This is a genomic window from Klebsiella sp. X13 (assembly GCF_003323835.1).
Lineage (GTDB): Bacteria > Pseudomonadota > Gammaproteobacteria > Enterobacterales > Enterobacteriaceae > Klebsiella > Klebsiella ornithinolytica.
On the sequence record NZ_CP030874.1, the window covers coordinates 5058932 to 5080862 of the forward strand.

Below are 21931 nucleotides of genomic sequence, written 5' to 3' on the forward strand. Positions count from 1 at the left end.
TTAGAACGGGATATCGTCATCGAAATCCATCGGGGGTTCGTTAGAAGGTGCTGCCGGTGCCTGCTGCTGCGGACGAGACTGTGCGCCGCCGCTAAACTGGTTGCCGCCCTGCGGCTGCTGAGGCTGACCCCAACCGCCCTGCTGCTGACCGCCGCCTGCCGGAGCGCCTGCGCCCTGCTGACGACCGCCGAGCATTTGCATCGTGCCGCCAACGTTAACCACGATCTCGGTGGTGTATTTTTCCTGACCAGATTGGTCAGTCCATTTACGGGTACGCAGCTGGCCTTCAATATAGACCTGAGAACCTTTACGCAGATACTCGCCGGCCACTTCCGCCAGTTTGCCGAACAGCACAACGCGGTGCCATTCAGTCTGCTCTTTCATCTCACCGGTCGCTTTATCACGCCAGGATTCGGAAGTAGCCAGCGTAATGTTGGCAACTGCGCCACCACTCGGCATGTAGCGTACTTCCGGGTCCTGGCCCAGATTACCGACGAGAATCACCTTGTTTACGCCTCTGCTGGCCATGTTTGTGTCTCCTGAATGCGTTTCTTAATAGTGTAAACGCGCGAGTGTACCATTTCCAGGCGCTATGTTGATAGCTGGGAAGTATGTTCCAGATAACTCTCGCGGTAAGACATTTTTGCACACCCCGCAGGAAAATGCATTCCGATACTGTATATTCAAACAGGTTAAATTGTGTCATAATTAGCCGTTTCTGCCGTTTGTCCTTCTAACAAACCAGGCAATCCGCGTATCTACCGGGAAAGGTGAATGGATAAGATCGAAGTTCGGGGCGCCCGCACCCATAATCTCAAAAACATCAACCTCGTCATCCCACGCGACAAACTGATTGTCGTCACCGGGCTGTCAGGGTCAGGCAAATCCTCATTGGCTTTCGACACACTGTATGCCGAAGGGCAACGTCGCTACGTTGAATCACTCTCTGCCTATGCGCGCCAGTTCCTGTCGCTAATGGAGAAGCCGGACGTCGATCATATCGAAGGGCTGTCGCCGGCGATTTCCATTGAACAGAAATCAACGTCCCATAACCCTCGCTCTACGGTGGGGACCATTACCGAAATTCACGACTATCTGCGCCTGCTGTACGCGCGCGTCGGCGAGCCGCGCTGCCCGGACCATGATGTTCCTCTGGCCGCACAGACCGTCAGCCAGATGGTCGACAACGTGCTCTCGCAACCGGAAGGCCAGCGCCTGATGCTGCTGGCGCCAATCATTAAAGAACGTAAAGGCGAGCACACCAAAACGCTGGAGAACCTAGCCAGCCAGGGCTATATCCGCGCGAGGATCGACGGCGAGGTCTGCGATCTTTCCGATCCACCGAAGCTGGAACTGCAAAAGAAACACACCATTGAGGTGGTGATCGATCGCTTCAAAGTGCGTGACGATCTGTCCCAGCGTCTGGCCGAATCCTTTGAAACCGCTCTGGATCTTTCCGGCGGTACCGCCGTTGTCGCCAATATGGACGATGAAAAAGCGGAAGAGCTGCTGTTCTCCGCCAATTTTGCCTGCCCGATTTGCGGCTACAGCATGCGTGAACTGGAACCTCGTCTGTTTTCGTTCAACAACCCGGCAGGCGCCTGCCCGACCTGTGATGGTCTGGGCGTTCAGCAGTACTTCGATCCCGACAGGGTTATCCAGAATGCGGAGCTGTCGCTGGCGGGCGGCGCCATTCGCGGCTGGGATCGCCGTAACTTCTACTACTTCCAGATGCTGAAGTCGCTGGCAGAGCATTATCAGTTCGATATCGAGGCGCCGTGGGGCACCCTGAACGCCGACGTACAGAAGGTCATTTTGTACGGTTCAGGCAAAGAGAATATTGAATTCAAATACATGAACGACCGTGGCGATACTTCAGTACGCCGTCACCCGTTCGAAGGCGTGCTGCATAATATGGAACGCCGCTACAAAGAGACGGAATCCAGCGCGGTGCGCGAAGAGCTGGCGAAATTTATCAGCAATCGCCCGTGCGCCAGCTGTGACGGTACCCGTCTGCGCCGCGAAGCCCGCCACGTCTTTGTCGAAAATACGCCGCTGCCCACCATCTCTGACATGAGCATTGGCCACGCGATGGATTTCTTCACCAATCTGAAGCTGTCCGGCCAGCGGGCGCAAATTGCGGAGAAAGTGCTGAAAGAGATTGGCGATCGCCTGAAATTCCTCGTCAACGTCGGCCTGAACTACCTGACGCTCTCCCGTTCGGCAGAAACGCTCTCCGGCGGTGAAGCCCAGCGTATTCGCCTGGCAAGCCAGATTGGCGCCGGCCTGGTCGGCGTGATGTATGTGCTGGATGAGCCGTCCATCGGCCTGCATCAGCGCGATAACGAACGTCTGCTCGGCACGCTGGTTCATCTGCGTAATCTGGGCAATACGGTGATTGTCGTCGAGCATGATGAAGACGCCATCCGCGCCGCCGACCACGTCATCGACATCGGCCCAGGGGCCGGGGTACACGGCGGCCAGGTCGTGGCTGAAGGAACGCTGGACGCGATCATGGCGGTGCCAGAATCCCTGACCGGGCAGTACATGAGCGGCAAACGCAAGATTGAAGTACCGAAGCAGCGCGTGCCTGCCGACGCGGAAAAAGTGCTCAGGCTCACCGGTGCGCGCGGTAACAACCTGAAGGATGTGACGCTGACGCTGCCGGTCGGCCTGTTTACCTGTATCACCGGGGTCTCCGGTTCAGGTAAATCAACGCTGATTAACGATACGCTGTTCCCGATTGCCCAGCGTCAGCTCAACGGCGCCACCATCGTCGAACCTGCGCCATATCGCGATGTGCAGGGGCTGGAACACTTCGATAAGGTCATCGATATCGACCAGAGCCCGATCGGCCGTACGCCGCGCTCAAACCCGGCAACCTATACCGGCGTCTTCACACCGGTACGTGAACTGTTTGCCGGCGTGCCGGAATCGCGCTCACGCGGCTATACGCCTGGGCGCTTCAGTTTTAACGTCCGCGGCGGGCGCTGTGAAGCCTGCCAGGGTGATGGCGTGATTAAAGTCGAAATGCACTTCCTGCCGGATATTTATGTGCCGTGTGACCAGTGCAAAGGCAAGCGCTATAACCGCGAAACGCTGGAGATTAAGTACAAAGGCAAGACCATTCATGAAGTGCTGGATATGACCATTGAAGAAGCGCGTGAGTTCTTTGATGCCGTTCCGGCGCTGGCGCGTAAGCTGCAAACGCTGATGGACGTCGGCCTGACCTATATTCGTCTCGGCCAGTCCGCCACGACGCTGTCCGGCGGCGAGGCCCAGCGCGTGAAGCTGGCGCGCGAGCTGTCAAAACGCGGCACCGGCCAGACGCTGTATATTCTCGATGAGCCGACGACGGGGCTGCACTTTGCCGATATCCAGCAGCTGCTGGACGTTCTGCACCAGCTGCGCGATCAGGGCAACACCATCGTGGTCATTGAGCACAACCTGGATGTCATCAAAACGGCGGACTGGATCGTTGATCTTGGGCCGGAAGGCGGCAGCGGCGGCGGTGAAATCCTCGTCTCCGGTACGCCAGAGACCGTTGCAGAGTGCGAAGCCTCGCACACCGCGCGCTTCCTCAAACCCTTGCTGAGCTAATCACCGTGAAAGCTGCTGTCGGGTTGGTTCCGACAGCAGCCGTACCGCCTGCTGGTAGGAGGCATCCACCAGGTAGTAAATCTGCGAATCCGGCAAAGACCCATCAAGAAAGACCGTACTCCAGTGGGCTTTATTCAGATGTCTGCTGGGGCGGATATCCACATGCTGTTCCCGCAGCAGTTCGGCAAGCTCCGGACTGGCTTTCAGCGACACGGCTGGCCGCTTATCTTCCACTTCTTTCACTAATGCAAAGAGCACGTCCGACACTTTAATCTGCGTGGCCTTCCAGTCGCTGTGCACGCTTTGCTCTGCGCCCGGTTTTGCCATGCAGTACAGCAATAACTCCGAAATTGTCATCTGTTATTCCCCCGTGAGCGTCGCAACGATATGCCGCGAACCGCCGTGAATACGATGTTCCCCTAACCAGATCCCTTGCCAGGTCCCCAGACTGACGCGCCCGTCCTGCACCGGCAGCAACAGGGAGACGCCAAGCATCGACGACTTGATATGCGACGGCATATCATCAGGACCTTCATAATCATGTTCGTACGGCGCATTATCCGGCACCGCGTTGAGAAAATACTGCTCCATGTCGTAGCGGACGGTCGGATCGCAGTTTTCGTTAAGCGTCAGGGAAGCGGAAGTGTGCTGGAGCAGCAGATGCAACATACCGACTTTGACGCGCGACAGCGCGTGGAGCTGGCCGAGGATCTCGTCAGTTACCAGATGAAAACCGCGAGATTTTGCGCCTAACGTCAAAGTTTGTTGATGCCACATAAACGACCCCTGTTGCGAATGAATCTCTCTAAGTGTGCAGCAATAAGCGAAAAGGTAAAACCTCCCCACGCGCTTTTTCGTACAAAAAAGCGGCAGCCCGGAGGCTGCCGCTTTCGCTTCTGACACATTTGCGCAGAAGGTGAAATTAGTATTCTGAATTGACGATCACTTCTTCACCCTGCGCTCCGGCCATCGGCAGAGGTTTATATGACGAGTTTGACGCGCGCAGTACGCGAATGCCGCGAGCCCCGGCATCACGCGCGGCAGAGATGTCGTTATCGGAATCCCCGTAGAAGACCTTAATATTCTTCTCTTTCAGCCATTGGACTTTCGTATTCTGCCCCGGCTTGTCGCCGGCAAAAATAACCGGGTTCATGTTTGCCGCCGGTATCAGGAAATCATCCTGCAGCGTTTTCGAGACCGTTTCAGTTTTGGTCTGACTGCGCCCGGTAACGAAATAAATGCTATCGCCGCGCTTCACATGCATCGCAATCAGATGGCGCGCCACCTCTTTTGGCATGCTGAATTCGTCCCAACCGTTATTCATTTTTTCCCAGAATTCCGGGTTTTTCAGGTAAGCATCGCTGCCGGGAGAGAAAGTTTTTTGGCCGCGCCAGAAACCTGGGCTGGAAAACAGAACGGTGTCATCGATATCAAAACCCACGGCAAACGGCTGACGACCCAACAGGCTGTTTTCAATCTGTGCGACGGAAACCCAGTGAACAGGCGCCTGCTCAGCCAGTCTGGCGACGTTGGTACCTGGATTTAATTGTGACGGAGAAGACTCCAGGGCGATTGCCGAGTGATTTAACGTGAAAAGTAAACAGAAGGCGCTAAAGGCCAAAGTTATCTTGCGCATAGTTATCCCTTTTAAGCGTCATCCTGCCAACTGCCGCTTTGCTGGCCGCAAGGCGCCTGAGGCAGCCGTCGCGATACAGCGCGGATGACGGTGCGTATGAGTCGTCGAATCGTTATAATTTTCAATAATGTGGCTGCTTATTACTGGACCCTGACCTTAACCCCGGCCTTCGCCGATGAAAAGAATTTTCTGCTCAGATGTCATAGAAAAAGAGAATGATCACACTTCGGAAGGGAGTAGTCCTTTCCCGCAGACGGGAAAGGACATGATATTCGCGGAAAATTAGATAACGGCAGAAAATGCCTGCGCGACGCGCTGGACGTTACGTGAATTGAGACCCGCCACGCACATCCGGCCGCTGGAAATCAGATACACGCCAAACTCTTCACGCAGACGATCAACCTGTGCCGCACTCAGGCCGGTGTAGCTGAACATCCCACGTTGTTTGAGCAGGTAGTCAAAATTGACGCCCGGTAGCGCTTCTTTCAGGACATTCACCAGCTCCTGACGCATCGCCAGAATACGCGAACGCATCTCTTCGACTTCCGCCAGCCAGCAGGCTTTCAGCTCCGCATCATTCAATACGGTCGCGACAACCTGAGCGCCAAAGTTCGGCGGGCTGGAGTAATTGCGACGGACGGTCGCCTTCAGTTGCCCCAGCACGCGGTTTGCGGTTTCTGTGTCTTCGCAAACGATCGACAGGCCGCCCACGCGCTCACCGTACAGCGAGAAAATTTTCGAGAAGGAGTTGCTGACCAGCATCGGTATGCCGGCGTGGGCGATCGCGCGAATCGCGTAAGCATCATCATCCATTCCCGCCCCAAAGCCCTGATAGGCGATATCGAGGAAAGGAATCAGGTTGCGCGCTTTCAGCACCTCGGCGATTTGATCCCACTGGGCATGATTCAGATCGGCGCCCGTCGGGTTATGGCAGCACGGATGTAGCAGCACAATATCGCGCTCAGGCAGGGTCTGCAGTTTCGCCAGCAGCGCATCAAAACGCACGCCGTTGGTCTCGTTATCAAACCAAGGGTAAGTGCTTACTTCGAAGCCAGCCCCTTCGAATATGGCGATATGGTTCTCCCAGGTCGGGTCGCTGACCCAAACGCGAGAACCCGGGAAGTAGCGTTTTAGAAAATCGGCACCCACTTTCAATGCGCCGGAACCGCCCAGCGTCTGAATAGAGGCGACGCGCTTTTGCACCAGCACCGGGTGTTCTGCACCGAACAACAGCGGGGCAATCGCGTTGCGATAAGCGTTCAGCCCTTCCATCGGTAGATACAACGAGGCGCCGTGCGGCTGAGCGTTAAGACGCGCTTCCGCTTCAGCAACCGCCTGTAGCTGCGGGATAATCCCGTCTTCGTTGTAATAGAGGCCGATGCTAAGGTTTACTTTGTCACTACGCGGATCTTCTTTGAAACGCTCCATCAAGGAGAGAATGGGATCGCCAGCGTAGGCGTCAACTTTTTGAAACACGTGATGTTTCTCCGGGTTTACGAGAGGCAGGTCATAACACAATAAACCGGAAGCAGAAGAAGATCGAGAGGATGTTGGCGGAAAGTCGGCGAAGATCGCACGCATCTCGCTCGCCCTCAGGGGAATCTCCCGACTCGCAGCGTAAAGCCTGCGTCGGTTCCTGACGACACCCCCGGTCAGCGCAGCGCTGCCGGAGATGTCACAACCGCGATGTATCGACCCGACGTACGCTTAATCCACGTACTTCATCGAGACTCTGGAAGTCAGGCGGGTAATAAGTTCGTAAGCACTCACATTCGTCAGTGCGGCAATACGCTCGACGGGCAGGCCTTCCCCCCAGAGCACCACCGGGTCGCCGGACCTATCCTGCGCCTCAGGCCCAAGATCGACGCAAATCATATCCATCGCCACACGACCAACAATCGGCACTTCCCGGCCGTTAACCAGCACCGGTGTACCGGTGGGCGCCGCGCGCGGGTAGCCGTCGCCGTAGCCCATCGCCACCACGCCTAGCCGGGTATCTCGTTCGCTCACCCAGGTACCGCCATAGCCTACCGGTTCACCCGCTTTATGTTCGCGTACGGCAATCAGGCTCGACGTCAGCGACATCACCGGCTGACAACCAAAATCTGCGCCGGTGGAAGGGCTATCCAGCGGCGATACGCCGTACAGGATGATGCCCGGGCGGACCCAGTCAAAATGCGACTGCGGCCACAGCAAGATTCCGCCCGATGCCGCGATGGAACGCAGGCCAGGCTTGCCTTCACTGAAGGTGGTGAAAATATCCAGCTGGCGTTCGGTGGCGCCGCATTCGGGCTCATCCGCCCGCGCGAAGTGGCTGACGATATTGACCGGCTGGCGCACGTTTTTACACTGGCTTAAACGCTGCCAGAAGGCACCCGCCTGCTCCGGCAGGACGCCCAGACGATGCATCCCGGTGTCCAGTTTCATCCAGACGGTGACGGGCTCAGGCAGCTCAGCCTGCTCCAGCGCTTCCAGCTGCTCCGGGCTGTGTACCGCCGTATGCAGTTGCTGCGCGGAAATAACCGGCAGATCGGCCGCATCAAAGAAACCTTCCAGCAGCAGGACCGGTTTCGTGATACCGCCAGCGCGCAGGCGCAGGGCTTCTTCGAGACGGGCGACGCCAAAGGCATCGGCATCAGGGAGCGTTCGCGCGGTCTCGAGAAGACCGTGTCCGTAAGCGTTCGCTTTCACCACTGCAACCAGTTTACTGGCAGGTGCCAGTTCACGCAGACGTTGCAGGTTGTGTCGCAGAGCGCGGCGGTTAATGACAACAGTTGCCGCTTGCATTTAAATTCCTTGATAAAAAGATCGCCTAAATCATGCGTGTTCGCGCAGGCGTTTCTGAACAGCGCCTGCGCTGGCCCGAAGGGGCGATCACGCAACAAACCTGAGAGTCTCCGGGAGCTTAGTACACTAACTGACCGGAGCGAGCCGGTGCTGTCAACGCACCGGCGGCGCGAAGGATGACGGCGATTTATTCGTCGTCGTACTGTGGTCCCGCATAATTATCAAAGCGCGACCACTGCCCGTTAAAGGTCAGACGTACCGTCCCGATGGGCCCGTTACGCTGTTTACCAATAATAATTTCCGCGATGCCTTTTAAATCACTGTTCTCGTGATAGACCTCGTCACGATAGATAAACATGATTAAGTCGGCGTCCTGCTCAATGGAGCCTGATTCACGCAAGTCGGAGTTCACCGGGCGCTTATCGGCACGTTGTTCCAGCGAGCGGTTAAGCTGCGACAGCGCAACCACCGGCACCTGAAGCTCTTTCGCCAGTGCTTTTAACGAACGGGAAATTTCCGCAATTTCCAACGTACGGTTATCGGAGAGCGACGGTACGCGCATCAGCTGCAGGTAGTCGATCATGATAAGACCGATGCCGCCGTGTTCACGGGCAATACGTCGTGCGCGGGAACGAACTTCCGTCGGCGTCAGGCCGGAGGAGTCATCGATGTAGATATTGCGTTTTTCCAGCAGGATACCCATGGTGCCGGAAATGCGCGCCCAGTCTTCATCGTCCAGCTGGCCGGTACGGATACGGGTCTGATCGACCCGAGACAGCGATGCAAGGGAACGCATCATAATCTGTTCTGATGGCATCTCAAGGCTGAAGATAAGTACCGGCTTATCCTGCAACATCGCCGCATTCTCGACGAGGTTCATCGCAAATGTTGTCTTACCCATCGATGGACGCGCGGCGACAATAATCAGATCCGACGGCTGCAGGCCGGCGGTCTTTTTGTTCAGATCGTCATAGCCGGTATTGACCCCGGTGACGCCGTCATGCGGCTGCTGGAACAGCTGCTCGATACGCGCAACGGTCGCATCGAGGACGTCGGCGATATTTTTCGGGCCTTCATCTTTGTTGGCGCGGCTTTCCGCAATCTTGAACACCCGGGATTCGGCCAGGTCGAGCAGGTCTTCGCTGGTACGCCCCTGCGGGTCGAAGCCCGCCTCGGCGATTTCATTCGCCACCGAAATCATCTCACGGACAACGGCGCGTTCACGTACGATGTCCGCATAGGCGCTGATGTTCGCCGCACTTGGCGTGTTTTTTGACAGCTCAGCCAGATACGCGAATCCGCCAACGCTGTCCAGCTGCCCCTGTCGCTCCAGTGATTCCGCCAGCGTAATCAGGTCGATCGGGCTACCTGTCTCCTGCAGACGCGCCATTTCCACAAAGATATGGCGGTGCGGACGCGTATAAAAATCTTCCGCCACAACGCGCTCGGCGACGTCGTCCCAGCGTTCGTTGTCCAGCATTAAACCGCCCAACACCGACTGTTCCGCTTCAATCGAGTGCGGCGGGACTTTTAGCCCGGCGACCTGCGGATCGCGCTCACGGGGTTCAGTCTGCGGTTTGTTGAAGGGTTTATTTCCTGCCATATTGAATACAGATACCGGGATAGAGATGGGGTCGAAATATTAGCACAGGTCTCTGTTTTGACCCACCCAAATGAAACTGGAGATAATCATGGCAACACGAATAGAATTTCATCAACACGGTGGGCCGGATGTACTCAAGGCCGTAGAATTTACCCCTGCGGAACCGCAAGAAAACGAGATCCAGGTAGAGAACAAGGCCATCGGCATTAACTATATCGACACCTACATCCGCAGCGGCCTCTACCCGCCGCCCTCTCTGCCAAGCGGCCTGGGTACCGAAGCCGCGGGCGTGGTGACGAAAGTCGGACGCAGCGTGCAGCACATTAAAGCTGGCGACCGCGTCGTCTACGCTCAGTCAGCGCTGGGCGCCTACAGCTCAGTCCATAACGTGATTGCCGATAAGGCCGCTCTTTTGCCGGACGGTATCTCCTTTGAACAGGCTGCCGCATCGTTCCTGAAAGGGCTGACGGTCTATTACCTGCTGCGGAAAACCTACGAAATCAAGCCCGGTGAACCGTTCCTGTTTCATGCGGCGGCCGGTGGCGTCGGGCTGATTGCCTGCCAGTGGGCGAAGGCGCTGGGCGCTAAACTGATCGGTACCGTCGGCAGCGCGCAAAAAGCGCAGCGGGCAAAACAGGCCGGCGCCTGGCAGGTCATCAACTATCGCGAAGAGAATATCGTTGAACGCCTGAAAGAGATAACCGAAGGGAAAAAAGTCCATGTGGTCTATGATTCCGTGGGCAAAGATACCTGGGAAGCATCGCTGGATTGCCTGCAGCGCCGGGGGCTGATGGTCAGCTTCGGGAACTCTTCCGGCCCGGTAACCGGCGTCAACCTGGGGATCCTCAACCAGAAAGGATCGCTGTACGTCACCCGCCCTTCACTGCAGGGCTATATCACCAACCGTCAAGAGCTGGCGGAAGCCAGCAGCGAACTGTTTTCGTTGATTGCCAGCGGCGCGATTAACGTTGACGTGGCGGACAGCCAGAAATATGCCCTGACCGATGCCCGGCGCGCGCATGAAGTGCTGGAGAGCCGCGCCACCGAAGGCTCAAGCCTGCTGCTGCCGTAACGAGTAAATCGAGCAAGGTTAACGCTGCCAACGTTTCGGTCTCTTAATCGCGTATTTATGGAGGCTCTGCCTAAATAATTCGGGCGACAGGAAGGCGGCAAGAGAGCGAATCCTCGGGAGCTTACTCCAGTAAGTGACCGGGGTGAGCTAACGTAGCCAACGCCCCTGTAGTCTGAAGTATGACGGGAGGGACGGGAGGGACGGGAGAGCAGAAAAGTTTAGGGCTTCCATAAGGAAGCCCTGACTTTTTTTAGTTCGGCTGTATGTAGGGTACAGCGCGATGAATTCGTTAACGCGCTAATAGTGACAGATTTAATAAGCAAAACCTACGCTGTTCTATGCAAAATTCTTCAGGTTGTGACAGACCGCTCACTCCCTTAATAACGCCAGCGGTTGTTACTACGGTAGCCTGTCGTTTTTGGCGTATTTATCGACCGAATCACCCACACGACCGCAATGGCTAACAGCAGCCACGGCAGCAGCTTAATCATCATCGCAAACAGCCCGCCGACAAACATCAGCACTGTCGCAACGACAATCGCGGCAAGAATCCCCAGAATCGACACGCCGGTGACCAGCAACATGACAAAAAATCCAATGACAAATAAGAGTTCCAGCATCGTCTTCTCCCCAAAGAAATAACCGAATGACTCTCCGGGTATTACAAGAAACGTGCCAAAATTAACATATTGAATTTAAAGGAAAACGCCCTGACGATTAAATCAGGGCGTGGCGTATTTGACTAAATTTTAGCGCAAGACTAACGCTTATCGGCAACCAGCTTCAGCGCATGTTCCAGCACGTTAATATCCGCCCCCGCCTTGTGCGCATTTTCACTCAGGTAGCGACGCCACTGCCGTGCGCCTGGGATACCCTGGAACAGGCCCAGCATATGACGCGTGATATGGCCCAGATAGGTGCCGTTGGACAGCTCACGCTCGATATACGGGTACATCGCGCGCACCACGGCGACCGGGTCGCTGTCGGCACCATCCACCGCAAAGATCTCCCGGTCGACCGCGGTCAGGATCCCCGGATTCTGATAGGCCTCGCGCCCCACCATCACGCCGTCCATATGCTGCAGATGCAATTTCGCCTCTTCCAGCGACTTAATCCCGCCGTTGATCGCCATCGTCAGGTGCGGGAAGTCGCGTTTCAGCTGATAAACGCGCGGATAATCCAGCGGTGGAATTTCACGATTCTCTTTTGGACTCAGGCCGGAGAGCCAGGCTTTGCGGGCGTGGATGATAAACATCTCGCACTCACCGTTTCCGGAGACGGTATTGATGAAATCACACAGGAATTCATAGCTATCCTGGTCATCGATGCCGATACGGGTTTTTACCGTGACCGGGATGGACACCACGTCGCGCATCGCTTTGATACAGTCCGCTACCAGCTGCGCATTGCCCATCAGGCAGGCGCCGAACATCCCGTTTTGCACGCGGTCGGACGGACAGCCGACGTTGAGGTTGATCTCATCGTAGCCGCGCGCTTCCGCCAGTTTCGCACACTGCGCGAGTGCAGCAGGATCGCTGCCGCCCAGCTGCAGGGCCAGCGGATGCTCTTCTTCGCTATAGGCCAGATAGTCGCCTTTGCCATGAATAATCGCCCCGGTTGTCACCATTTCGGTATACAGCAGCGTATGGCGCGACAGCAGGCGCAGGAAATAGCGACAGTGCCTGTCTGTCCAGTCGAGCATCGGCGCGATGGAAAAACGATGGGCGGCAAAAGCGTGAGATGTTGATTCTGGCATCATGGCGATAAACAGGCATCCGGGTAAAAAGGGGCGCTACTATAGCACAAAGATAAATCACAGAGGCATAGCACCGCGACGGGTGCTGTGCATCTGCTGGACGGGCTAGCGCCTGCGCGGTTTACCATCGTGCGGGCCGAAAAATTGCGGCGGATGATCGACCCAGCGATCCTGACGCGTAGCGGCATATTCCGGGTTCAGCGGATAGTAGATGCGGTTAAATTTCTTGTTCGACTCCCCCACCACTAACAAGCGAACTTCCTGGTCGGTATTATTCAAAAAGGTGTGACACACTCCGGTTCCGGCCGGAAAACCGACGCTGTCGCCCGGCTCAAGCTTCCACAGATAGCCGTTAATCCAGACTTCGGGGTAGCCATCCAGCACATAGATAAACTCCTCCTCATCACTTTCAGCATGGGGATAAGAGGTTCGACGGCCCGGAGGCAAACGTTCATGATGAATACCCAGCCGGTTGAGCCTTAATCCCCGCGCCAGCGGCGCGCCGATGGAAAAACGCTCCGGGTTATTGGGATAAGTGGCATCATCTGGGCCTTCCAGTTCGCGCCAATGTCGAATGCAATCAGGTCTTTTCATCGTTTTCTCCCGAAAATGAGATGCATCAGGTATAGCACAAGCCGCCGGTTCTCGGCGTTTTGCCTGGATCGTGATAAAGTAACAACTTCAGACTCACGCAACCAGAGGATGCTCATGAATAAGACCACTTCGCAAGAAATGTTAGCGCATGCTGAAAAGCTCTGCGCACAGCGCGGCGTGCGCCTGACTCCGCAGCGCCTGGAAGTGTTGCGTTTGATGAGCCTCCAGCAAGGGGCGATTAGCGCGTATGACCTGCTCGACCTGCTGCGCGAGAAAGAGCCGCAGGCGAAACCGCCGACGGTCTACCGGGCGCTGGAGTTTCTGCTGGAACAGGGATTCGTGCACAAGGTGGAATCGACCAACAGCTACGTGCTGTGCCATCTTTTCGATCAGCCGACCCATAGCTCAGCCATGTTTATCTGCGACCGCTGCGGCGTGGTCAAAGAAGAGTGTGCCGAAGGCGTTGAAGACATTATGCATACGCTGGCGGCCAGAATGGGTTTTGCGCTACGCCACAATGTGATTGAAGCACACGGCCTGTGCGCGGGTTGTGTCGAGGTCGAAGCCTGTAGCACCCCGGGACACTGCCATCACGACCATACCATTCAGATTAAAAAGAAAGCCCGCTGAGGCTATCGCCGCAGCGGGAATCCAGGTTGCCGGTACCTCCATGTACCATCGGGCAGGCAATAACAAAGGGTTAATTCGTTAACACTCACCGCTACCAGCGGTGATCGTTTTTTCGTTCCCAGTCAGACACTTCTTTCTCCGCCTGATCTTTAGCGTATCCATAACGCTCCTGGATTTTCCCGACCAGCTGGTCACGCTTACCTTCAATGACGGTCATATCGTCATCGGTCAGCTTGCCCCATTTTTCTTTCGCTTTACCTTTCAACTGTTTCCAGTTACCGCCGATTTCGTCTTTGTTCATAATTCAATCCTCATCGTTCGGTGAGTTAACAGCCCGCTGTGTGCCGGACATAGTATTAACTATAGATAAGAATTCTGAGTTGAATTTATTATTCGGAATCTTTAACCAATTACATATCAAAAATCGCTACGAAAACCAGGTGCCACGCCGCCAGTGTCGCCGCCAGATGACCGCCAGCGACAGACCGCGCAGCGCGAGGAAGACCGCCAGCGCCAGCCATAGCGCGTGGTTGCCAAGGACCGGCAGCGTCAGCAGCGTCAGGGCAAACCCCGCCGCCGCCACCGCCATGCTGTTGCGCATCTCAGCCCCGCGCGTCGCGCCGATGAACATGCCATCCAGCAAATAACACCACACGCCAATCACCGGCAAAACGATCTGCCAGATCAGATAGCGATCGGCAAGCAGCTGAAGCGAGGGTAGCGAAGTCAACAGGGCGATAATCTGCTGCCCGGCTACGGCATAGGTTGCCGCAAAGGCCAGCGCCACCATTCCCGACTGGCGGCAGGCCGCCCGCCAGACATCAAGCAACTGGCTACCGTCACGCGCGCCGTACGCCTGTCCGGAGTGCGCTTCCACGGCATAAGCAAAACCATCCAGGGCATAGGCGGTGAAGGTCAACATGGTCATCAGGAGCGCGTTGACGGCAACGATCTCACCGCCAAGACGAGCGCCGAAAACGGTCACCGCACCAAAGCACAACTGAAGCAGCAGAGAGCGCAGCATGATATCGCGATTGAGCGCCAGCAAGCGGCGCACATCTCCGCGCCACGCGCGCTTGAGCAGGGCAAATGACACGCCGCGTAGCGCCAGCACGCGCCTTGCCATCAGCAGCCCGATGATAAAGGTGACATATTCGGCGGTGACCGTCGCCAGCGCGGCCCCCTGCACGTTCAGGTGCAGGCCCATCACCAGCCACAGATCGAGCACAATATTCAGCAGGTTGCCAACGATCAGCAAAATCACCGGCGCCCGGGCGTACTGTACGCCCAACAGCCAACCGAGCAGCACCAGGTTTGCCAGCGATGCCGGCGCACTCAGCCAGCGGATGTCGAGAAAGCGCCGCGCCTGCTCCAGCACCGCGTCATTGCCGCCAACAATATGCAACGCCAGACCGATAAGCGGGGTTCGGAAAATCACAATCAGCAGGCCGGCGCCTGTTGCCAGCCCCAGCGGCTGCACCAGTGCCCGCGCCAGGCGGAGAGGATCTTTGGCGCCAAAGGCCTGCGCCGTCAGTCCGGTGGTGCTCATCCGCAGGAAAAGCAGCAGCATGAAGAGAAAACTGGTGGCCGTCGCGCCGACCGCGACACCGCCGAGGTAAACCGGGCTGTCGAGATGGCCAATCACGGCGGTATCCACCAGTCCCAGCAGCGGAACGGTGATATTGGAGAAAATCATGGGTAGCGCCAGGCGCCACAGGGCCTTATCAGCGGCGTTAAAGAACATGAGAAAGAGCCTGACCGGGAGGAGACAGCGCAGCATCATGCATCAGACGATGCTGCGTGGGGAAGGTGTTACAGCCACTCGCCGTTGCGAATCACGCCAACGGCCAGCCCTTCGATAGTGAAATTTTGTTCGCGTAGATTCACCACGATAGGGGAAAACTCGCTGTTTTCTGGCAGAAGTTCGACGATATTGCCCTGTTTTTTAAGACGCTTAACGGTGACCTCTTCGTCAATACGCGCCACGACAACCTGGCCGTTGCGTACATCCTGCGTTTTATGGACCGCCAGCAGATCGCCATCGAGAATACCGATATCTTTCATTGACATGCCGCTTACCCGCAGCAAAAAGTCGGCGTTCGGCTTGAACATCGCCGGATCGACCTGGAAGTGGCCTTCGATATGCTGCTGAGCCAGCAGCGGCTCACCGGCCGCCACGCGGCCAATCAACGGTAAACCCGGTTCTTCTTCCGTAAGCAGGCGAATCCCCCGGGAGGCGCCGGAGATAATCTCGATCGCGCCCTTACGCGCCAGCGCTTTCAGGTGTTCTTCCGCCGCGTTTGGGGAACGGAACCCCAAGCGCTGAGCAATTTCCGCACGCGTCGGCGGCATGCCCGTCTGGCTGATGTGATCCCGAATGAGATCAAACACCTCTTGCTGCCTGGTCGTTAACGCTTTCATCCCGCCCCCTGGGTGTATATACAGTTATGCTGTGAGTATATACAGCTAACGGTGATTTTGGAATCAAATTTCACACAAAAATCAGGAGATTCTTTCCATTTTGCGTCCCCGATAGCCCATTGCGCCAGGGGTGATTGTCGCCAGCCGGGCAAAACCCATCGGGGGTCGGCCGATCGCCGGGAGGACATCGCCAGGCGGGGGCATCTCACAAAGTGGTCACTCAGTGATAGCGGGCCCACAGCAAGAGGCCCCAGGTGATCAGCGCGATCACAATGGCCAGCAGCACCGCCGCAGAACCCATATCTTTCGCCCGACCGGACAGCTCATGATGTTCCGGGCCAATACGGTCCACCACCGCCTCAATCGCGCTATTAAGAATTTCGACTATCATCACTATCAGGACCGAGCCTATCAGCAGCACACGCGTGATGGCGTCAACGTCCAGCCAGCAGGCGATCGCGACAGCAACAATGGCGGCGATGCCTTCTTGACGAAATGCGGCCTCATTTATCCATGCCGCACGGAACCCTTTCCAGGAATAACCTGCCGCTTTAATGATTCGGGTTAACCCAGTGGTATTATTGGCCATCAAAAGAACCTTTTTATGTAAATGACGTCAATGAGTGTACGCGTTTGCCGCGTGGCAACGGAAATTTTGCGCGCTTTCTGTTATTCTTGCCGCGCATTTGCATGATTAACCAGAGGCTTCACATCGTTTATGTCCGGCTGGCAACGAATTTACTATAAATTACTGAATTTACCATTACGGGTGCTGGTAAAAAGCAAGTCTATTCCCGCAGAACCTGCTCAGGAATTAGGGCTGGATACCTCGCGTCCGATCATGTACGTCCTGCCTTATAATTCCAAGGCGGACCTGCTGACCCTGCGCGCCCAGTGCCTGGAGCACGATTTACCCGATCCGCTTGAACCGCTGGAAATCGATGGCGCGCTGCTGCCGCGCTACGTATTTATCCACGGTGGCCCGCGCGTCTTTACCTACTACGCGCCGAAAGAAGAGTCGATTAAGCTGTTCCACGACTACCTGGATCTGCACCGCAACCATCCTGACCTGGACGTGCAAATGGTGCCAGTCTCGGTGATGTTTGGTCGTGCGCCAGGGCGCGAAAAAGGCGAAGTAAACCCGCCGCTGCGCATGCTGAATGGCATTCAGAAGTTCTTCGCCGTTCTGTGGCTGGGCCGCGACAGCTTTGTCCGTTTCTCGCCGCCGGTTTCTCTGCGCAGAATGGCCACCGAACACGGCACCGATAAAATTATCGCCCAGAAGCTGGCCCGCGTCGCGCGTATGCACTTCGCCCGCCAACGTCTGGCCGCCGTCGGCCCACGTCTGCCGGCACGTCAGGATCTGTTCAATAAGCTGCTGGCCTCCAAAGCCATCGCCCGCGCGGTGGAAGATGAAGCGCGCAGCAAGAAAATTTCCCATGAGAAGGCGCAGCAAAACGCCATCGCGCTGATGGAAGAGATCGCCGCGAATTTCTCTTATGAGATGATTCGCCTGACCGACCGCGTTCTCGGTTTTACCTGGAACCGTCTCTATCAGGGGATCAACGTCCACAACGCCGAGCGCGTACGTCAGCTGGCCCATGAAGGGCACGAGATTGTGTACGTACCGTGCCATCGTAGCCATATGGACTATCTGCTGCTCTCCTACGTGCTGTATCACCAGGGGCTGGTGCCGCCGCATATTGCCGCCGGTATCAACCTGAACTTCTGGCCAGCAGGCCCCATTTTCCGCCGCGGTGGCGCATTCTTTATTCGCCGTACCTTTAAGGGCAATAAGCTCTATTCCACGGTGTTCCGCGAATATCTCGGCGAGTTGTTCAGCCGGGGTTACTCCGTGGAGTACTTCGTTGAAGGGGGCCGCTCGCGTACCGGCCGTCTGCTGGATCCGAAAACCGGCACCCTGTCGATGACCATCCAGGCCATGCTGCGCGGCGGGACCCGACCGATCACGCTGGTGCCTATCTACATCGGTTACGAGCACGTGATGGAAGTGGGCACCTACGCCAAAGAGCTGCGCGGTGCGACGAAAGAAAAAGAGAGTCTGCCGCAGATGCTGCGCGGCCTGAGCAAGCTGCGTAACCTCGGTCAGGGCTATGTTAACTTTGGCGAACCACTGCCGCTGATGACTTACCTGAACCAGCATGTTCCGGAATGGCGTGAGTCAATCGATCCGATCGAAGCGGTGCGCCCATCGTGGCTGACACCGACGGTCAACAACATTGCTTCCGATCTGATGGTGCGCATCAACAACGCCGGCGCGGCCAACGCCATGAACCTGTGCTGCACCGCGCTGCTGGCCTCTCGTCAACGCTCGTTGACCCGCGAACAGCTGACGCAACAGCTGGAGTGCTACCTCGATCTGCTGCGCAACGTACCGTACTCCCCGGATGCGACCACGCCGGCGGCCTCGGCCAGCGAACTGATTGACCACGCGCTGAAGATGAATAAGTTCGAGGTCGAGAAAGATACCATCGGCGATATCATCATTCTGCCGCGCGAGCAGGCGGTGCTGATGACCTACTATCGCAACAACATCGCCCATATGTTGATGCTGCCGTCGCTGCTGGCGGCGATCATTACCCAGCATCGTCGTATCACCCGCGCGGAAGTGCTGCGTCACGTTGAGATGTTCTATCCGCTGCTGAAGGCCGAGCTGTTCCTGCGCTGGGAAAAAGCAGAGCTGGCTGGCGTCATCGATGCCCTGGCGGCGGAAATGCAGCGTCAGGGACTGATTGTCCTGAGCGATGATGCCATCAGCATCAATCCGTCCCACTCCCGTTCCTTGCAACTGCTGGCCGCAGGCGCGCGTGAAACGCTCCAGCGCTACGCCATTACCTTCTGGCTGCTGAGCGCGAACCCGTCTATCAACCGCAGTTCGCTGGAGAAAGAGAGCCGCACGGTGGCGCAGCGTCTGTCGGTGCTGCACGGTATCAACGCGCCGGAGTTCTTCGATAAAGCGGTATTCAGTACGTTAGTGCTGACGCTGCGCGATGAGGGCTATATCAGCGATACCGGCGATGCTGAGCCGGCAGAGACGCTGAAGGTCTACCAGATGCTGGCCGATCTGATTACGTCGGATGTGCGCTTGACGATTGAAAGCGTCACGCAGGATGAAGCGTAACGGCTGAGGCGGGCCTTCCTCTCCCCCGGCCATGGCGTTCGCGCCGCACGCCGGGGGAAGGAAGAGACTACTGCAGATAGCTCATTGCCAGACCGAGAAACACCACCAGTCCGACGTAGTTATTATTTAAAAACGCTTTAAAGCAGTCGTCCCGTTCGCGCCGGAAAATCAGCTTCTGCTGCCAGAAAAAAAGCCCTGCGGCGATAAACAGCGACCAGTAATATTCCCAGTGCAGCCCGTTCAGCCAGCCGATGGCAGCCAATAGTATCAGCACCCCAATCTGCAACATACCGATAATGGTACGGTCATGTTCGCCGAACAAGATCGCCGTTGATTTAATCCCAATTTTGACGTCATCGTCCCTGTCGACCATCGCGTACTGGGTATCGTAAGCCACCGCCCACAGAATATTGGCGAGGAACATCAGCCAGCAGCTCAGCGGCAACGCTTCGCTCACCGCCGAGAAGGCCATCGGAATCGACCAGCCGAACGCTGCGCCCAGCACCACCTGCGGCAGATGAGTGTAGCGCTTCATAAACGGATACACCCACGCCAGCGCCAGCCCGGCAACCGAAAGCAGGATAGTCATGGTGTTTAAGGTCAGCACCAGCAGGAACGAAAGCAAAACCAGCACGGCAAACAGAATCCGGGCCTCTTTCTCCGAGACATCGCCGCTGGGTAACGGACGGCGGGCGGTGCGTTTGACATGGCCGTCAAACTTTCGGTCGGCGTAATCATTCACCACGCAGCCGGCGGCGCGCATCAGCCAGACACCGGCGACAAAAACGGCCAGAATCCACAGCGGTGGAATCCCCGGCGTCGCCACCCACAGTGCCCACAGCGTCGGCCACAGCAGCAGCAGCGCGCCAATGGGTTTGTCAGTACGCATCAGGCGATGAAACGCCAACAGCTTATTCTGCGCCAGACTCCTCTCCATTTTCTTTTCCTCTTAATACAGCGGCGACGCAGGCAGAAAAAGTTCTGTCAGCAGCAGCGGTTTGCCGCTCAGCCGAAGGCGAGAACGACGCCCCCACAGCTCTGCCGTGCGCCCAATTTCAATAAAATCGCGGGTTAATGTGGATGACGTGAACAAATAACGCCCCAGCGGCGTCTGCCCCAGCTGCTGCAGAGCCAGCTCCGGGCCGCACAGCGTCGACCCAGGCACCACCGTTCGGCCAGCGAGCCAGGGTTCACCATTGGCGCAAAGGATGATTTCCCGCAGCCAGTAACGCGCTTCATCCGGCAGCAACGCCTCTTCACCCACCAGCGCTTCCCGGCCGACGAAACCTTCGTTGACTCGATTAACACTGACCTTTTTCCCTTGTTGCTCAAAGCGTTGAGTCATTGAGTCTTCCAGCAACAGCCAGTCGCGCAGGTGCGGTTCCAGCGGGGGTATCGCGGCAAAATAGCGCAGCGCACGCAGTTGCGTAAGCGCAGGATGTGACATGCCTGGTTCTCCGTTACATAACGTAGCAGCATTGTATCGCAGAATAAGCCAGTCAGGGCGGGCAAAGCGTCAAGATACGATCATCGGCGTAACAGCCATGCAACAGCAGCCGCCACGCGATAAAAAAAGGTGCGTCCAGGCGGACGCACCTAAAGGCTGTGCCTAAACATCAGCATTGTGGGGAGACGATCACCCCTTGCCTTTTACACTGCTGATAAAGGTGGAACGAGCAGATTTCGAACCGAGGCGTTCGGCTTCGTTCATCAATTTGAGGGCTTTATCGATATCACCTTTCGCAACCGCCTGTTTGATGCCGTTGTTAAAGTAGGTTTCCGTATCGTCAAGCATCGGTTCGCTCTTCGCAGCCGGCGCTGGCGCCGCAACTGGAGCAACAACCGGCGCGGCGGCTGGCGCGTTGTAGACTGGTGCCGCCGTATTGCCGACGGTCACTGGCCCTGGACCGGAGGAGCCAAACAGCGGCCCAACCAGCACGCTGGAACCGGAAGAGGTTTTCACCTTCAGACCCAGGGTACCTTCGGTGGTATGTTTGGCGATCGGATCCGGAATATCCGGCACCGCATTACCGGTACCTTTGGCGTAGGCCTTCGCCGGATCGATTAATTTGGTGGTCTGCTGCAAATCCTGCGGGGTAGTAAAGACCAGCACATAGATTTTTTGCTGACCTAAAGCCGGCGTCAGGCGCATCACCCCTTCCAGGCGATCCGAGCTCATCACGCCCGGCTCCAGATAGGTGAAGTAGCTGCTTGGGAAAAACGCCGATGGCGTCATATTCTGGTCAAGAATCAGCACATTTGGCGCATAAACGCTGGTTTGCTTATTGACTTCACTGGTCAGAGTCAGGGTCAGCTCACCGATATTTGCCGGGACGCTGTAGGCCGCCACGGGGCCGACGATGCCGGGGATGTTCAGCGACTGGCCTGCCGTCGCTAACTTCGTGGTTTGCGTTTTCGATTGGTCGACCGGCGTCCAGGTTAGCTGTTGTAACGCGGAAGCAGGGATGGTCGGTGCGGCAGAGGTATTCTGCGGCACAAAATTCACATCAGCAAAACTGACTGCGGGTACGCTGGCCAGCAGGCCGGCGGACAGGCAGAGGGCAACGAGACTTTTCTTCATTTTCATTGTTATCACCTCAATTCCGATGGCCAAGCGGTAGCCAGGCAATAGCCCGCTGAGCCGAAGATAGAGGGGCTTGCGCCCCTCTTTTGGTCATCACACGTCAGGT

Annotated in this window: 21 protein-coding genes; 4 read left to right on the plus strand and 17 right to left on the minus strand. The window is 56.8% G+C overall.

Features of this window, described 5'->3' with window-relative positions; genetic code table 11:
- Nucleotides 1-528: a single-stranded DNA-binding protein SSB1 gene (gene ssb1, locus DSD31_RS24115; RefSeq protein ID WP_004856483.1), complete on the minus strand. Its 528-nt coding sequence runs from the start codon at nucleotides 526-528 to the stop codon at nucleotides 1-3.
- Nucleotides 529-774: 246 nt separating this feature from the next.
- Here ssb1 and uvrA point away from each other — a divergent pair, with 246 nt between their 5' ends.
- Nucleotides 775-3600 (plus strand): excinuclease ABC subunit UvrA, encoded by a 2826-nt coding sequence (gene uvrA / locus DSD31_RS24125; RefSeq protein ID WP_004856481.1) that lies wholly within the window; start codon nucleotides 775-777, stop codon nucleotides 3598-3600.
- Here the strand turns inward: uvrA and DSD31_RS24130 are convergent, their stop codons facing one another.
- The 6 genes from DSD31_RS24130 to dnaB all read right to left on the minus strand — a co-directional run bounded on the left by DSD31_RS24130 (nucleotide 3601) and on the right by dnaB (nucleotide 9626).
- Entirely contained in the window at nucleotides 3601-3957 is a 357-nt protein-coding gene (locus DSD31_RS24130) for an MmcQ/YjbR family DNA-binding protein (protein WP_004856479.1), read from the minus strand.
- Between the two features lie 3 nt (nucleotides 3958-3960).
- A complete protein-coding gene (locus DSD31_RS24135) occupies nucleotides 3961-4377 on the minus strand; it encodes a secondary thiamine-phosphate synthase enzyme YjbQ (protein ID WP_004856477.1) in 417 nt (138 codons plus the stop codon).
- Nucleotides 4378-4522: 145 nt separating this feature from the next.
- Nucleotides 4523-5236 carry an acid phosphatase AphA gene (aphA, locus tag DSD31_RS24140; RefSeq protein ID WP_004856476.1) on the minus strand — a complete coding sequence of 238 codons (714 nt, stop codon included), beginning with the start codon at nucleotides 5234-5236 and terminating at the stop codon, nucleotides 4523-4525.
- Between the two features lie 282 nt (nucleotides 5237-5518).
- Nucleotides 5519-6712, minus strand: a complete 1194-nt coding sequence (gene tyrB, locus DSD31_RS24145; RefSeq protein WP_065905666.1) for an aromatic amino acid transaminase — start codon at nucleotides 6710-6712, stop codon at nucleotides 5519-5521.
- A 231-nt stretch (nucleotides 6713-6943) separates the two neighbouring features.
- On the minus strand, nucleotides 6944-8023 hold the full coding sequence (gene alr, locus DSD31_RS24150) for an alanine racemase (protein WP_004856473.1): 1080 nt from the start codon (nucleotides 8021-8023) through the stop codon (nucleotides 6944-6946).
- 187 nt (nucleotides 8024-8210) lie between these two features.
- Nucleotides 8211-9626, minus strand: a complete 1416-nt coding sequence (gene dnaB / locus DSD31_RS24155; protein WP_004856470.1) for a replicative DNA helicase — start codon at nucleotides 9624-9626, stop codon at nucleotides 8211-8213.
- A gap of 88 nt (nucleotides 9627-9714) precedes the next feature.
- Here dnaB and DSD31_RS24160 point away from each other — a divergent pair, with 88 nt between their 5' ends.
- Nucleotides 9715-10698, plus strand: a complete 984-nt coding sequence (locus DSD31_RS24160; RefSeq protein WP_004856468.1) for a quinone oxidoreductase — start codon at nucleotides 9715-9717, stop codon at nucleotides 10696-10698.
- A 377-nt stretch (nucleotides 10699-11075) separates the two neighbouring features.
- On the opposite strand, the gene pspG is transcribed toward DSD31_RS24160, so the two are convergent.
- From pspG to DSD31_RS24180, 3 genes are all read right to left on the minus strand, one after another.
- A complete protein-coding gene (gene pspG, locus DSD31_RS24170; RefSeq protein WP_004856466.1) occupies nucleotides 11076-11318 on the minus strand; it encodes an envelope stress response protein PspG in 243 nt (80 codons plus the stop codon).
- A gap of 140 nt (nucleotides 11319-11458) precedes the next feature.
- On the minus strand, nucleotides 11459-12457 hold the full coding sequence (gene dusA / locus DSD31_RS24175; protein WP_004856463.1) for a tRNA dihydrouridine(20/20a) synthase DusA: 999 nt from the start codon (nucleotides 12455-12457) through the stop codon (nucleotides 11459-11461).
- Between the two features lie 102 nt (nucleotides 12458-12559).
- Nucleotides 12560-13048: a cupin domain-containing protein gene (locus tag DSD31_RS24180; RefSeq protein WP_004856461.1), complete on the minus strand. Its 489-nt coding sequence runs from the start codon at nucleotides 13046-13048 to the stop codon at nucleotides 12560-12562.
- A 114-nt stretch (nucleotides 13049-13162) separates the two neighbouring features.
- Here DSD31_RS24180 and zur point away from each other — a divergent pair, with 114 nt between their 5' ends.
- A complete protein-coding gene (gene zur / locus DSD31_RS24185; protein WP_004856459.1) occupies nucleotides 13163-13678 on the plus strand; it encodes a zinc uptake transcriptional repressor Zur in 516 nt (171 codons plus the stop codon).
- A gap of 91 nt (nucleotides 13679-13769) precedes the next feature.
- On the opposite strand, the gene DSD31_RS24190 is transcribed toward zur, so the two are convergent.
- The 4 genes from DSD31_RS24190 to DSD31_RS24210 all read right to left on the minus strand — a co-directional run bounded on the left by DSD31_RS24190 (nucleotide 13770) and on the right by DSD31_RS24210 (nucleotide 16688).
- Nucleotides 13770-13979 carry a CsbD family protein gene (locus DSD31_RS24190; RefSeq protein WP_004856456.1) on the minus strand — a complete coding sequence of 70 codons (210 nt, stop codon included), beginning with the start codon at nucleotides 13977-13979 and terminating at the stop codon, nucleotides 13770-13772.
- A 126-nt stretch (nucleotides 13980-14105) separates the two neighbouring features.
- Complete coding sequence (gene dinF, locus DSD31_RS24195) at nucleotides 14106-15422, minus strand: MATE family efflux transporter DinF (RefSeq protein WP_113991353.1); 1317 nt, start codon at nucleotides 15420-15422, stop codon at nucleotides 14106-14108.
- 68 nt (nucleotides 15423-15490) lie between these two features.
- The gene (lexA, locus tag DSD31_RS24200) at nucleotides 15491-16099 is read right to left on the minus strand and encodes a transcriptional repressor LexA (RefSeq protein WP_004856448.1); all 609 of its coding nucleotides are present in this window, start codon (nucleotides 16097-16099) and stop codon (nucleotides 15491-15493) included.
- A 220-nt stretch (nucleotides 16100-16319) separates the two neighbouring features.
- Nucleotides 16320-16688: a diacylglycerol kinase gene (locus DSD31_RS24210; protein ID WP_004856446.1), complete on the minus strand. Its 369-nt coding sequence runs from the start codon at nucleotides 16686-16688 to the stop codon at nucleotides 16320-16322.
- 129 nt (nucleotides 16689-16817) lie between these two features.
- Here DSD31_RS24210 and plsB point away from each other — a divergent pair, with 129 nt between their 5' ends.
- A complete protein-coding gene (plsB, locus tag DSD31_RS24215) occupies nucleotides 16818-19241 on the plus strand; it encodes a glycerol-3-phosphate 1-O-acyltransferase PlsB (protein WP_004856443.1) in 2424 nt (807 codons plus the stop codon).
- A 67-nt stretch (nucleotides 19242-19308) separates the two neighbouring features.
- On the opposite strand, the gene ubiA is transcribed toward plsB, so the two are convergent.
- From ubiA to malM, 3 genes are all read right to left on the minus strand, one after another.
- Nucleotides 19309-20178: a 4-hydroxybenzoate octaprenyltransferase gene (ubiA, locus tag DSD31_RS24220; protein WP_004856440.1), complete on the minus strand. Its 870-nt coding sequence runs from the start codon at nucleotides 20176-20178 to the stop codon at nucleotides 19309-19311.
- A 12-nt stretch (nucleotides 20179-20190) separates the two neighbouring features.
- Nucleotides 20191-20688 carry a chorismate lyase gene (gene ubiC / locus DSD31_RS24225; protein WP_113991354.1) on the minus strand — a complete coding sequence of 166 codons (498 nt, stop codon included), beginning with the start codon at nucleotides 20686-20688 and terminating at the stop codon, nucleotides 20191-20193.
- Between the two features lie 189 nt (nucleotides 20689-20877).
- Nucleotides 20878-21828 carry a maltose operon protein MalM gene (malM, locus tag DSD31_RS24230; protein ID WP_015585368.1) on the minus strand — a complete coding sequence of 317 codons (951 nt, stop codon included), beginning with the start codon at nucleotides 21826-21828 and terminating at the stop codon, nucleotides 20878-20880.
- Between the last annotated feature and the right edge of the window lie 103 nt (nucleotides 21829-21931).